The following is a 12,583-nucleotide window of genomic DNA, read 5'->3' on the forward strand; positions in this document are numbered from 1 at the left end:
GATTCTTTAAAAAAAGTTAAATAATATGGGTATTTAAGTAACAATTTTTAGTTTATTTTTTGTTTTAGAGTGATAGAATACCGATTAAAATAGAGTTTAGGATAAGAATTTGGTTTTGGATAATGTTTCACTTATTATGATGGCAGCAGGAGATTCTACAAGATTTTGTGCTTCAAATGCACAGAACTTTAGATGCAAAAAGCAATGGTTGCGTGTGGGGGAAGAGCCATTATGGCTTGTGGCTACGCACAATCTTACGCGTCATTTTTCTTTTAAACAAGTGATTTTGACTGCTTCAAGCCAAGATTGTGGTTATATGCAAAATATAAGTCCTTATAAAGTTGTGCAAGGTGGGCAAACGCGCTGTCAATCCCTTAGAAATGCCCTTAAATATATTGATACACCCCTTGTTCTTGTAAGTGATGTGGCACGATGGGATAGTTCAGATTCTGTCATTAAGGCAATGTTGGCTACACTTGATGAAAATGTAGCCTGTGTTGTGCCTTTTGTCGGGGTGGCAGATACGAGTTTTTATGAGGGGGAATATCTTAAGCGTGAGAATATTAAACTCATACAAACGCCGCAGTTAAGTAGAGTAGAGGATTTGAGGGAAGCCCTTAAAGATACAAACAAAGATTTTAGCGATGAAAGCTCTGCTTTGTATGCATTTGGTAAAAAAATTGCTTTTGTGCAAGGAAGCACATTAATGAATAAATTGACTTTTGATAGTGATTTGAAGGCGCATATTACGCGTTTGTCTCCACCTTCAAAAAAGATTTTTGTCGGCAATGGCATAGATGTGCATCAATTTGAAGAAGGTAAGCAAATGTGGCTTGGCGGGGTACAAATAGAATCTGCATTTGGATTTAAAGCTCATAGTGATGGTGATGTGGCACTACACGCTTTAAGTGATGCGATTTTGGGAGCTATCGGCGGAGGCGATATAGGGGAGTGGTTTCCCGATATAGATGAGACATATAAAAATGCAGATTCCAAAATGATGCTAGATAACATTTATACTTTTGCCCAAAGTGTGGGCTATGAACTTTATAATGCAGATATAAGTATCATAGCGCAAACGCCTAAAATTGCTCCCTATAAGAATGCAATGCGTGAATGTATAGCCCATATTTTGAGAGTGCCAAACTCACGTATTAATATTAAGGCAACTACAACAGAGAGATTAGGCTTTATAGGGCGTAAGGAGGGTATATGCGTAGAGGTGTGTGTAAGTATGGGGTTTGCAGATTGGCATACACCTATACAAAATTTATGTTAATAAGGAGGCTACACGATGTATAAAATCCATTATAAAAGGGAGTTTGTATGAAAGTTTTAATTATTGAAAATGAAATTTATCTCGCGCAAAGTATTGCTAATAAAATAAGTGATTCTCATTTAGAATGTGTTATTGCTCATTCACTTGGAGATGTTCAAAAAGACCATTATGATGTTATTTTGGCTTCTTTTGGCACAATTGGTGAGGGTTATATAGAGCTAAGCAAGACATATCCACAAGCTATTATGATTCTTATGATTGCATATATCAATGATGATACCGTTATTAAGCCCTTGCGTAATGGCGTAACAGATTATATTGTTAAACCTTTTATTGTTGATGAACTTATGCGCAAAATCACGCATTATAAGGTTTATCGTGAGATTAATGAGGAAATTAAATTTTATCGGAGCTATTTTAGTTTTATAGAGCGTGAGCTTGGCACACCCGAGCCTTTTTTGTATAATCCGCCTTTTGTGATTAAGACTAATACTCAAAGAAGCGCAGATATTTACGCAATGCGGTATGCGCGTGAGAAACATATTCATTTCCAATTTTATTCACTCAAAGAAGAAACTTGGAAAAGTATTTTTCGTGTGCCACCAAAGAAGAATGAGGTATATTACATTACCAATCTTGAGGAGCTTAAAAAGAGCGATAGAAAAGATTTTTTGGAGATGGCTTTAAAACATAGCGTCATCGTTTCAGTTGTCTCAAGCGAGAAAATTGCTTTTCCACAGGTGATTGATATTTCGCGTCAAGCCAATAGTGTAGAGCTAAGCGGGGAGATTCTCTCTGTGAAAGAATATGAAAAAATTATTATCACCAAATTTGAGAGTCGCTATCCTGATATTGAGCTTGCAAAAAAGCTCGGTATGAGTCGCAAGAGCTTGTGGGAAAAGCGCAAAAAATATGGCATTATTCGTAAAAATAAAAATACTCCCCAAAATCCCAATGAACAAGAGAATCAAATTGATTAAAGACTTATTTTTAAGCCTATTTTATAGTGGCTATTCTCCTAAGGCTCCGGGCACAGCTGGGAGTGTTGTAGCTCTAATCTTGGGTGCGCCCATCGTGTATTATTCTCAAGAGACACTTTTTTTATTAAGCATTTTTATCGCACTTGTGGCGATAAAGCATATTGATATTTATGAGCAACGCACTCAAACTCACGATGATAAAAGTATCGTTATTGATGAGCTAGTGGGTGTATGGCTCGCAATGTCAATTGTTGGCTTTGGCGTGTGGGAACTTATTTTGGCTTTTGTATTTTTTAGAATCTTTGATATTTATAAGCCCTCCTTTATTGGCAGAATTGATAAAGAGGTAAAAGGTGGCTTAGGTGTGGTAGGTGATGATGCGCTTGCTGGGATTTTGGCAGGGATTGTGAGTGTGCTTGTGCTTCACATCGCTCAAAGGATTTTGTCCTTTTTGGCTTAAGCTTTAGTTATATTATTTTTGTATTTTTAAACCCTATTGTTATGGGACAATCCTTAGAGCAACACAGGGTGAAAGTTGAAAGCACTCTCTTTAAAACTCTTACTCGTTGCTAGAAAATCACAACCGAGATGAAAGCGTTTTTTGGGTGTTTTGGCAGTTATAAAATGCGGTAAGTCTTTGTATGTTTTATACATAAGATTATCTCGCCAATATTCCATTATTCATAATACTTTCTTTAAGCATTGCTCCAAGTATTACAAATGGAGAGCAAGCCAAGCCATTATATCCACTAGCAATAATCCAATCAACAATGAAGTCATAGCAAATATAATAATATTTTGTGTCAATCCAAAATGAATACCTGATGTGTTATTGCATAAATGAAATTTTAATAGCATTCCATAGATTTGCATTCCTCCACCACTTATAAATGTCAGCAAAATCAAAAAAATTGCCCTTATGCCTTCTTTGGTATATATAATGATTGCGTAATACAAACACACAGCTACTATTCCGCATATACAGCCAAATAAAAAACTTTTACAAACAAATATTCTATAAAAAAAGCTATTTGATTGATGTGTTTTATCACAAAGAATGCCATAAAGAAATAAAATATCCAGCCCATTAGTAAGATAAAATAATTTTGATAGACATAAAAATAAATAAAACTCATAATCTACCTACTTCAAAGATAATTTTTAAATCTTCGTTTTTTATCATTTCTATCACCTTAGCATTCTTGCTAAAGATTCTATAATCTAATTGCTTTTATCACCCATATTAATCTTTTATGCCTAGTCTATACTACTTCAATCCACTTTGGAAGATAAGTGGCAAATCTATCCTGTATAAGTGCATTTTGTATTAGATTCCCTTTGAATACTACTTGCTCTAAATGATAATATGTGCAAAGCTGCGTAAGTGCAAGAGATAATATCTCGCATATAGAACTTACTGCACCATAGGCTACACCTTCAATTTCTAATCCTCCAAGCAGATAGCATAAAGGCAAACGCAGAGATTTATCTATTTCAATATTGCAGCTTTCTTCGCCATTAAGTTTCATATCAAGCCTACTGATATGCGGAAAAAGATAGCTTTGTGCGCTTTGGAGAGTATCAAGTGCGTTAGGATTGCTCTTACCAAACATTTCACCCACTAGCTTTAAAATATCACTTGCATTACGGGAGAGCTCACCTTGAGAATCTTCATCTGTGTTTATATGAGGGAGTTGTTGTTGCACACGCCATTGTTGATAGTTTTCCACAAGTCGCGCACCGAGCTTATTTCTTTTTGCGATTTGCATAAGTAGGGTAGGGAGATGAGATTGGAAGCAAAGTGCGATTAGGTTATCTTGTGCTGATTGTGTGTGCGTATATATACGCGTGGGAGAGAGTGTATCAAACTCAAGACACAGCGTATTTTTTGGTATAGATTCTATCAAAGTGTGTGTGCAAGGAAGTGTTTTGAGAGGCTTTTGTTTCGTGAGATACGCATTTGCATTATTCAGTGGTTCTTCTATGCGCCCAAAACTATCCCAAAAATCAGGCTCACTACACGCAATACAGCCGTGTCCTGCTTGAATAGGGTAACTTGTTTTAGCATTAAATTTGACTTTAGGGCAGTTATTAAACACATAAGGTCCCTTACATCCGACTTTATAGAGACAATAACCATCTTGTAAATGCACATCATCAAAGCTCTGCACAAAATCGCCAGATTCAAATTTTGCCTTACGCTCACACATATCGTGTAGATTCTTGCCATAGCTCCATATCGGACGATGCAAAGAATCTGTTGGGGGAAGCTCTTGTAAAAGAATATAATAGAGGATACTGCCGATAATATTTGCCTCACTTGGCGGACAGCCCGGTATATTAATAATGCGTTGCGCAAGAGCAGAATCTACCCCTATGGATTGCGTAGGATTGGGATATGCTGCTTGCACTCCACCAAAGCTTGAGCAAGTGCCCACTGCGAATATAACTTGAGCCTTTTGTGCTACTTCTTTGCATTCTTGCTCGCCTGTGATACTATCTGCGCCAGAGGTAAGAAAATGTGCATTATTTCCCAGCGATATGCCACCTTCAATAACGAGGATAAACTCTTTGTCTAAAGCATCGTGTAAGGATTTTTTCGCGCTAAAGCCCACTGCTCCCATAATCGTTTCATGATATTCAAGGGTGATGTATTCAAGGAGGACAGATTCTATGTCTGGTTTATCAAGGCGCAAAAAACTGCTGCTACAACCTGTGCATTCTGCCAAGTGAAGCCATACAAGCCGCGTGGGTGGCTTAAGAGCGAGGATTTGGGCACAGAGTTCTACGCCTTCTTTGGGGATACCTATAAGAGAGCAGATACGAGTGAGCCACTCTATATTTACCTTACAACGAGTTTCTTTATGTATGCTGTTAAGGGTATGGAGATGTGTTGTTAATCGTTCAAGTATTTGTGTTTTATCCATAGCAAACTCCATAGTGTAAATAAGCTATTGTAACGCACTCTCTTTAAAAGCTAAGTAAAAAACAACCTTGTTTTTGCTGTCATAGTATTATTTGCAAGTTTTTGTAATTATCTCTATAATATTTTGTGCTTGTTGGGTGCTAAGGCTTTGATGACAAGGAATTGATATTTCGCTAAGATAGAATCTATCTGCATTTGGCAGGGATATGTCTCCAAAAAGATTCTTGTAGAGACTAAATTGATGAATAGGCTTATAATGTACCTGCACACCCAAACCTTGTGCTTGTAGCTGTTGAAAAATATGCTCTTTTTGACACCATAAATGTGGATAAAGCAAAATAGGATAGAGATGATGAGAGCTACGAATATGTGTAGGTATAGGAATAATGCCAAAATCAGCATTATCCCTAAACGCTTCATCATAGAGTGTTGCGATATTATGCCGATGAGTGATAAAGGCATCAAGCTTTTTAAGTTGGCTAAGACCAAGTGCTGCACCCACTTCGCTAAGGCGAAAATTCATACCCGCAAGCAAACAATCATAATTCCACAAGGATTTTTTTTCTATGCCGTGAGAGAGCAAAAGGCGCGCATAGTGCGCTAATTCTTCATCATTGGTGAGCAATGCTCCACCTTCTGCTGTGGTAATGGATTTAAGCGCGTGAAAGCTAAAAATAGTTGCATCAGCAAGTGAGCCTATGGTGTCTCCATTATAACTCCCCCCAAATGAATGAGAACTATCTGAAAAAAGCAAAAGATTATGTTTTTGTGCAAGTGTGCGCAGAGAATCTATTTCTACACTTTTGCCCCCATAATCTACGCTTACAATCGCTCTGATAAGCGCTCTCTTAGGATGAGTAGAGAGAATGTGCGCAAGTGTATTTTCATCAATATTTCCATCATCTTTCACATCGCAAAATAGAGGGGTAATACCCCATTGAAGCATCATATTTGTTGTAGCGACAAAGCTAATGGGTGTAGTGATAAAATAAATTTCCTCTCTCTCTTGCTTTGACATTTTAGAATCCAAAGTATTATAAAAGTGTGCAAGATGTGGAAAGTATTTATACATAAATGCGCCATAGAGTGCAAATAAAGCGGAAGTAGCGGAGTTAAAGCTTATAGCATATTGCACATTTCCTTTTGAGGCAAGGGCGGCTTCAAATTGCTGCGTAAGAGTGCCTTGCGTAAGATGAGAAGATTGCAAAGCATAATTGACAGCCTCAATATCATCTTGCTCAATATGTTGCGTGCTATAAGGTATCATCTTTAAGAATCAAGCTAAAAGCTCTTGAACGCGTTGATTGCTTAGTTTGTCTGTATCGTGTGAAACGCGGAAAAGTGAGCCAAATTTTTTCAAGAATGAACCATCAGTATTTTGCTTGTCAGCACTATTTGTTTTGCCATTAGCAAGTTTGCTACTGCTTTCTTGTGCTTGTTCTTGGAGTATTTGGATAGCATCTTTAATCTGCACTTGCTGCTCTTTGAGTACATCGTAGAATTTTTGTGCATCAGAATCAAGAAGTTTTACATTTAATTTTGGCGCATCAAAAATAATACGCTCTTTATTGTCTTTGATACCTTTAGAAAAGACATTACTTCCTTCAAAAGTCGCTTTTTTAATCGCAGATTCTATATTTTTTTTCAATACAGACATTTCTTCTTTAAGCTCCTCTTGCTCTCCTTTATCAAGCGTTTCTTTGCTTTCTTTGGCAAGTTTGGCGATTTTTTTTGCATCTGATTCTATACTGCTAAGTGCCTTTTGTGCAATTTGCAATCTACCGATATTGCTATTAGTATTTTTAATGTTTTGACTTAATGGATTGTTTTTTATTTCGCTTGTGTCTATGTTTTTATTTTTTTCAAGTTTTTTATTCGTGGTTTGGGTAGCTTGTGTTTCTTGAATATCTTTTTTTTTGACTTCCTCTTTGGCGAGTTTTTGTGTTGTATTTGCGTTGATTTTCATTTTTGCTCCTTTATTCAATTATCTCGCCCAATCATTCCATATCAAGCATATTTTGTTCCAAATACTTGGTATGAATCTTGGAAGCGAGAAAATCTTGGTTTTTCATCATTTTTATATGAAAAGGTAAAGTTGTCTTAATTCCCTCAATACAAAATTCTCTTAAAGCGCGGTGCATACGATTGATAGCTTGATTCCTATCTTCGCCCCACACAATAAGTTTGCCAATCATAGAATCATAATGCATTGGCACACTATATCCACCATAAGCGTGGGTATCAAGTCGCACATTTGCCCCACCGGGTGCTACCCATTTGGTAATTTTACCCGGGCAAGGATAGAATTTCTCTGGATCTTCGGCTGTAATGCGACATTCAATAGAGTGTCCCTTAAAGCTAATGCTCTCTTGACTTGGGAGCTTTTCGCCCTCTGCAATGCGTATCATCCACTCTACTAGATCAAGCCCACTTACCATCTCACTCACTGTGTGTTCTACTTGCAAGCGCGTATTCATTTCCATAAAATAAAAATCTTCATAATTTGCATCAAGCAAAAACTCAAAAGTCCCCGCACCTACATATTTAATATATTGCGCTGCTTTGACAGCGGTTTGGAGCAGTCTTTGACGCACTTCAGGTTTAAGCACCACTGCAGGAGATTCCTCAATAAGTTTTTGTTGTCGTCTCTGTGCAGAGCAATCGCGCTCCCCAATGTGCAACACATTGCCATATTTATCTGCAAGAATTTGCACTTCAATGTGTTTAGGATTGCGGATAAATTTTTCCATATAAATTGTGCCATCGCCAAATGCGCTCACTGCTTCAGATTCTGCTGCAAGGTAGAGATTTTTTAACATTTCAGGTTTTTCAACTACGCGCATACCTCTTCCACCACCACCTGCTGCGGCTTTGAGAATCACAGGATACCCAATTTCATCAGCGATTTTTTGTGCTTCTTTATAATCTTTTAAAGCCCCATCACTTCCCAAAATCACAGGCACACCTGCTTCTTTCATCACATCTTTTGCTTTTGATTTATCGCTCATAAGCACCATAACATCAGCTGTTGGACCAATGAACTCTATGCTATGGTGAGAACAAATCTCTACAAAATTTTGATTTTCACTCAAAAATCCATAACCCGGGAAAATTGCATCAACCTTGAGAAGTTCGGCAGCACTCATAATAGCCGGGATATTGAGGTAGCTTTCACTTGATTTATCTCCGCCTACACAGATTTTTGCATCAGCCACATCAAGGTAATATGCGTCTTTGTCGGCAGTGGAGTAAATAGCGATAGCTTCTTTGCCCATTTCTTGGATTGTCCTAATAGCGCGTAGGGTAATCTCACCGCGATTTGCAATGAGAATCTTTTGAATCTTTCGTTGTTTTACACTCATTGCATTACCCTAGAGTTTTTCAACTTTAATAAGTTGAGTGCTAAATTCCACAGGTTGTCCGTCATTTACTTCTATTGAAATAATTTTGCAATCAAATTCTGCTTCAATCTCATTCATAATTTTCATTGCTTCAATGATAGCAACCGTCTGCCCCTTTTTAACAATATCGCCGACATTGACATAAGGGGCTGCTCCCGGACTAGGAGAGCGATAAAATGTCCCCACCATTGGCGAAGTAATAAAATGTCCGCTTGTGTCCTTTGGTGTGCTAGGTGTAGGAGAAGAATCTACGGCTTGAGTAACTGCGGTGATAGGAGCTGTTTGAGTAGGGAGCGTGATAGATTGAGGCATTACTTGGATTGGCTCATTTGCGCCTGTTTTTTGGAGTTTGAGTTCAAAACCCTCTTGTTTAATACTGAATTTAGCTATGCCGCTGTTGTCAAAGAGTTCCATAATCTTTTTGATTTCTTGCAAATTCATTTTACGCCTTTCATTTCTGTAAAATTTAATCTGCTATAATATCACAATTTTTCTTTTTCTAAGATAACAAAGTTTTTGCGAGATAGAGTGAGGTAATAGCAATGGGATTAAAATCAGATACTTGGATTAAAAAAATGAGCAAAAAGGGTATGATTGAGCCATTTTGTGAAAAACAAGTAGGAAAAAATATCGTAAGTTATGGGCTTTCAAGCTATGGATATGATATTCGCGTAGGTAATGAATTTATGATTTTTACAAATATCGGTGCGAATCTTGTTGATCCTAAAAGCTTTGATGAGCGCAATGTCGTGGAAATTACCACAGAGGAGAATGGCTATTGTCTCGTGCCACCTAATTCTTTTGCATTAGCGCGCACGATTGAATATTTTAGAATCCCACGCAATGTGTTGGCAATTTGTCTTGGCAAAAGCACTTATGCGCGGTGTGGGATTATTGTGAATGTTACGCCCTTTGAGCCAGAGTTTGAGGGGCATATCACTATTGAGATTAGTAATACTACACCATTACCTGCTAAGATTTATGCGAATGAGGGCATTGCCCAAGTGCTTTTTTTGGAAGGAGATGAGCCTTGTGAGGTAAGCTATAAGGATAAAAAAGGCAAATATCAAGGACAGCAAGGCATTACTCTTCCAAAAGTAATAAAATGATTCTCTACAATGAGCAAACAAATATTTAAAACGAATTGCATAGAGTTTAAAGAAATATTAAATTTTTTAAGCCTATAATTCTAATCTCCCTTAGATGAATTTCTAAGGGAGTAAATTTTCATTTCTTTAGAAACATAAAGGAGTTGAAATGAATAAAGGTTTTGGTGGTTATCGTGTCCGCTCTGCGGGGGGAGTATTCCTCACTCAATACTAGCTTTCAAAGACTTAATGGTCTTTGATTCTTCAGTATGCAATAGCCAATCTCAATGGGGTGAATAATATTGTAAATAAAGTGTTTTAAACTTGATTAATGAAGCTTTGCTTACCCTTAAAACTAGGAGTAGGCAGCACAGCTATATTTAAGTAGCTAGGTGCGCTAAGGAGGATACATATCTTGCCCGACCAAGTAAAGCACGGATGTTGTAGATATGGGGATATTTGAATCTACGAATCTGCAAATGTTATTTTCTTTCAAATTATAAAGTGAAGTTTGATTCACAGCTTCGCTTTATACACATTCATAACTATGCTTTCTCTTTTTAACTCATATCAAATTTTATGATATTGCTCAATTTTTAGTGCGTTTCTACAAACACCCATATTTCTATGCCTTTATGGGCTTACTAGGCATTTTAGTTATGTTTAATGTAGCAGGTGAGCACTTTGTAGTAATATAATTATATATATGTTTTAAAGGTTAAGCTTTATTTAATTTTTTGTTTTATAGAATGTGAAATGTCCTTAAGCTTTGAAAGAATATTTTTAAGTTTAAGGACAAATTTTACAATAAAGGATTTGGTTATGAAAAAACACATCATAACATTGGCATTATGCCTATCTTTGGGTTTAAGCCCATTATGTGCAGTTGAATCTGCTCACAAAAAGAGTGTGCAAAATGTAGCTTTATCAAAAGCTGATACAGAGTTCCTCTTTAATACTCAAGCACAAAACATCAATGTAGTCGCATTAAGTGATGAGGAAATGGCAGAGACAGAGGGTGAAGCCATAGATCCTATTAGCGCTATACAAATAGCATACACTGCATATCAGGCATATGAAACAGGCAAAAAAGTTGTCAAAAAAATCAAAAGATGGTTTAGATAAGCTGGGGGGGGGGGTGAGTAATGAAATATTTACGCAAAATATTGTTAAGTGCCTCTCTCTTTGGTGCAGTATGTGCGTATGCAGGTGAATATAGCGCACTAAAGATAGGTATAGGTGGTGTATATATTCTCCAACAGCCAAGTGATGAAAAAGATATTACCAATACAAGTGCTTATCTTGCTCTAAGGTCAAGATATTCTTTCCTTCAAGAAAGAATATTGCTACAACTTGAAGTTGAAACAAATATCGGCAAGACTAAAAGGGAGAGAAACAAAAGCAATTCATTGCGTATGGAAAATTTTCTCTTAGGTGCTGGGGTCAATCTCCTCACTCCAAATACTCCGCTTTATCTTAGTGTAATGTATGGTATGGATAATTTTGAATATTGGGCATCAAATAGTTGGGTTGATAATGGACTTATGTTTGTAGGAGCCGATTTGCAAGGTTTTATCAAAAGCAATCATTTAACCTTTGAATACAATGTGGGCTATCACTATGTGCTAACAGGTTATTATGAACAAAATCAAAATAATTATGTTCGCGTAGATACCGATAGTTCTAGCTATGCTATTAAAGGTGGGATAGGTTTTGTGTATGATATTACACAGCATATAGGTTTGTTTATGAATCTTCGTGCAAAATACTATAATATAGCAGCTTCTAAGTTCAATGCAATCTTTACTCGTCCTACTACTAAACATTTCTTAGGTGGAGTGGAAGTAGGGATTAAGTTTTAAGCGGCTTTAGAGATTCTTTATTAGAGATAGTGCAATGCACTATCTAACTTAAATAAAATTTTAAGGTTACACAAATATGATATTCAATGTAGCGGGTGAGCACTTTGTAGCAATATGATAGATTGTGTATATAAATGAGTGTTACAAATTGAAATTAGTTCTATATTCATATTTCTTGACTTAATAAATTTTTAAATATTCATTTTATAAAATATTTGCGAATTTACTTTAAACTTTGATAGTTTTAAGTAAAGTCAGATTCTAAAACTTTACTTCTTAAGGAGTGTATTATGAAAAAAGGTGTTATCAGCTTGGCATTATGCCTATGTTTAGGGTTAAGCCCATTATGTGCAATAGAATCTGCTCAAAACAAGAGTGTGCAAAATGTAGCTTTATCAAAAGCCGATAAAGAATTTCTTTTCACTACAAATGCAACTCATCTTAATGTAGTGGCTTTAAGTGATGAGGAAATGGCAGAGACAGAGGGAGAAGCGTTAGACCCTATAACTGGTGGTTTGCTTATTGGAATCGCTTCAGGCGCAGGGGTTAAAATAGGCACAGAGTTAGCAGACAAAGCTATCAAAAAAATCAAAAAATGGTTTAAATGGTAAGCTGGGGGGGGGGTGAGTAATGAAATATTTACGCAAAATATTCTTAAGCTTTTCTCTCTTTGGTGCAGTATGTGCATTTGCAGATGATTATCATATAGCAAGGATTGGCTTAGGTGGTATATATACCCTCCAACAGCCAAGTGGTGAAAAAGATATTACCAATACAGGTGGTTACCTTGCCCTATGGGGTATGGATACCTATGCAAATGAAAGAATTTTGCTCCAAGCTGGAGGTGAAATCGCTTTAGGTAAGGCTAAAAGAGATAGTGTTCAAAACGATACATTTTTTGCAGGTGATGTGCGTGTAAGTGCTGGGGTCAATCTCCTCACTCCAAATACTCCGCTTTATCTTAGTGTAGGCTATGCTTGGGATAGTTTTAATTCTGGTATATTAGGAGTTCAATTAGCCGGCAACGAGGATAGTTGGGTTAAGAAT

The 12,583-nt window shown here is 36.8% G+C and carries 13 protein-coding genes and 1 pseudogene; 8 read left to right on the forward strand and 6 right to left on the reverse strand.

Annotated elements, in window-relative coordinates; all coding sequences use genetic code 11:
* The first annotated feature begins 109 nt into the window (after window positions 1-109).
* From OQH61_RS07945 to OQH61_RS07955, 3 genes are read left to right on the forward strand one after another with little or no spacing between them, the layout of a single operon-like run.
* Window positions 110-1,279 (forward strand): bifunctional 2-C-methyl-D-erythritol 4-phosphate cytidylyltransferase/2-C-methyl-D-erythritol 2,4-cyclodiphosphate synthase, encoded by a 1,170-nt coding sequence (locus OQH61_RS07945; protein WP_266026893.1) that lies wholly within the window; start codon window positions 110-112, stop codon window positions 1,277-1,279.
* 47 nt (window positions 1,280-1,326) lie between these two features.
* Window positions 1,327-2,259 (forward strand): response regulator, encoded by a 933-nt coding sequence (locus OQH61_RS07950; protein ID WP_266026894.1) that lies wholly within the window; start codon window positions 1,327-1,329, stop codon window positions 2,257-2,259.
* A complete protein-coding gene (locus tag OQH61_RS07955) occupies window positions 2,234-2,719 on the forward strand; it encodes a phosphatidylglycerophosphatase A (protein ID WP_266026895.1) in 486 nt (161 codons plus the stop codon). The genes OQH61_RS07950 and OQH61_RS07955 overlap by 26 nt, the downstream gene beginning before the upstream one ends.
* 53 nt (window positions 2,720-2,772) lie before the next feature.
* Here OQH61_RS07955 and OQH61_RS07960 read toward each other — a convergent pair whose 3' ends face one another.
* From OQH61_RS07960 to accB, 6 genes are all read right to left on the reverse strand, one after another.
* Window positions 2,773-2,937, reverse strand: coding sequence for a hypothetical protein (locus OQH61_RS07960; RefSeq protein ID WP_266026896.1), 165 nt, complete (start codon window positions 2,935-2,937; stop codon window positions 2,773-2,775).
* 584 nt (window positions 2,938-3,521) lie between these two features.
* The gene (locus OQH61_RS07965) at window positions 3,522-5,186 is read right to left on the reverse strand and encodes a hydrogenase small subunit (RefSeq protein ID WP_266026897.1); all 1,665 of its coding nucleotides are present in this window, start codon (window positions 5,184-5,186) and stop codon (window positions 3,522-3,524) included.
* An 87-nt stretch (window positions 5,187-5,273) separates the two neighbouring features.
* A complete protein-coding gene (pseC, locus tag OQH61_RS07970) occupies window positions 5,274-6,452 on the reverse strand; it encodes a UDP-4-amino-4,6-dideoxy-N-acetyl-beta-L-altrosamine transaminase (protein ID WP_266026898.1) in 1,179 nt (392 codons plus the stop codon).
* A 9-nt stretch (window positions 6,453-6,461) separates the two neighbouring features.
* Window positions 6,462-7,151, reverse strand: coding sequence for a hypothetical protein (locus OQH61_RS07975; RefSeq protein ID WP_266026899.1), 690 nt, complete (start codon window positions 7,149-7,151; stop codon window positions 6,462-6,464).
* A 31-nt stretch (window positions 7,152-7,182) separates the two neighbouring features.
* On the reverse strand, window positions 7,183-8,547 hold the full coding sequence (locus tag OQH61_RS07980; RefSeq protein WP_266026900.1) for an acetyl-CoA carboxylase biotin carboxylase subunit: 1,365 nt from the start codon (window positions 8,545-8,547) through the stop codon (window positions 7,183-7,185).
* A gap of 9 nt (window positions 8,548-8,556) precedes the next feature.
* On the reverse strand, window positions 8,557-9,027 hold the full coding sequence (accB, locus tag OQH61_RS07985; protein WP_266026901.1) for an acetyl-CoA carboxylase biotin carboxyl carrier protein: 471 nt from the start codon (window positions 9,025-9,027) through the stop codon (window positions 8,557-8,559).
* Window positions 9,028-9,128: 101 nt separating this feature from the next.
* On the opposite strand from accB, the gene dcd reads away from it, so the two are divergent.
* The 5 genes and pseudogenes from dcd to OQH61_RS08010 all read left to right on the forward strand — a co-directional run.
* Window positions 9,129-9,695, forward strand: coding sequence for a dCTP deaminase (gene dcd / locus OQH61_RS07990; protein ID WP_266026902.1), 567 nt, complete (start codon window positions 9,129-9,131; stop codon window positions 9,693-9,695).
* An 801-nt stretch (window positions 9,696-10,496) separates the two neighbouring features.
* Window positions 10,497-10,799 carry a hypothetical protein gene (locus OQH61_RS07995; RefSeq protein ID WP_266026903.1) on the forward strand — a complete coding sequence of 101 codons (303 nt, stop codon included), beginning with the start codon at window positions 10,497-10,499 and terminating at the stop codon, window positions 10,797-10,799.
* Between the two features lie 20 nt (window positions 10,800-10,819).
* A complete protein-coding gene (locus OQH61_RS08000) occupies window positions 10,820-11,536 on the forward strand; it encodes a hypothetical protein (RefSeq protein WP_266026904.1) in 717 nt (238 codons plus the stop codon).
* 290 nt (window positions 11,537-11,826) lie between these two features.
* Window positions 11,827-12,147 carry a hypothetical protein gene (locus OQH61_RS08005; protein ID WP_266026905.1) on the forward strand — a complete coding sequence of 107 codons (321 nt, stop codon included), beginning with the start codon at window positions 11,827-11,829 and terminating at the stop codon, window positions 12,145-12,147.
* Window positions 12,148-12,166: 19 nt separating this feature from the next.
* Window positions 12,167-12,583 (forward strand): annotated as a pseudogene (locus tag OQH61_RS08010) (hypothetical protein); the annotation flags it as partial.

The sequence above is a fragment of the Helicobacter sp. MIT 21-1697 genome (assembly GCF_026241255.1).
Taxonomy (GTDB): domain Bacteria; phylum Campylobacterota; class Campylobacteria; order Campylobacterales; family Helicobacteraceae; genus Helicobacter_C.

Bases quoted from the DNA above. Each gene is read 5' to 3' on its own strand.
- pseC (WP_266026898.1), bottom strand. From the start codon at position 6,452: ATGATACCTTATAGCACGCAACATATTGAGCAAGATGATATTGAGGCT.
- OQH61_RS08005 (WP_266026905.1), top strand. From the start codon at position 11,827: ATGAAAAAAGGTGTTATCAGCTTGGCATTATGCCTATGTTTAGGGTTA.
- OQH61_RS07965 (WP_266026897.1), bottom strand. From the start codon at position 5,186: ATGGATAAAACACAAATACTTGAACGATTAACAACACATCTCCATACC.
- OQH61_RS07995 (WP_266026903.1), top strand. From the start codon at position 10,497: ATGAAAAAACACATCATAACATTGGCATTATGCCTATCTTTGGGTTTA.
- dcd (WP_266026902.1), top strand. From the start codon at position 9,129: ATGGGATTAAAATCAGATACTTGGATTAAAAAAATGAGCAAAAAGGGT.
- OQH61_RS08000 (WP_266026904.1), top strand. From the start codon at position 10,820: ATGAAATATTTACGCAAAATATTGTTAAGTGCCTCTCTCTTTGGTGCA.
- OQH61_RS07950 (WP_266026894.1), top strand. From the start codon at position 1,327: ATGAAAGTTTTAATTATTGAAAATGAAATTTATCTCGCGCAAAGTATT.
- accB (WP_266026901.1), bottom strand. From the start codon at position 9,027: ATGAATTTGCAAGAAATCAAAAAGATTATGGAACTCTTTGACAACAGC.
- OQH61_RS07960 (WP_266026896.1), bottom strand. From the start codon at position 2,937: ATGGAATATTGGCGAGATAATCTTATGTATAAAACATACAAAGACTTA.
- OQH61_RS07955 (WP_266026895.1), top strand. From the start codon at position 2,234: ATGAACAAGAGAATCAAATTGATTAAAGACTTATTTTTAAGCCTATTT.
- OQH61_RS07975 (WP_266026899.1), bottom strand. From the start codon at position 7,151: ATGAAAATCAACGCAAATACAACACAAAAACTCGCCAAAGAGGAAGTC.
- OQH61_RS07980 (WP_266026900.1), bottom strand. From the start codon at position 8,547: ATGAGTGTAAAACAACGAAAGATTCAAAAGATTCTCATTGCAAATCGC.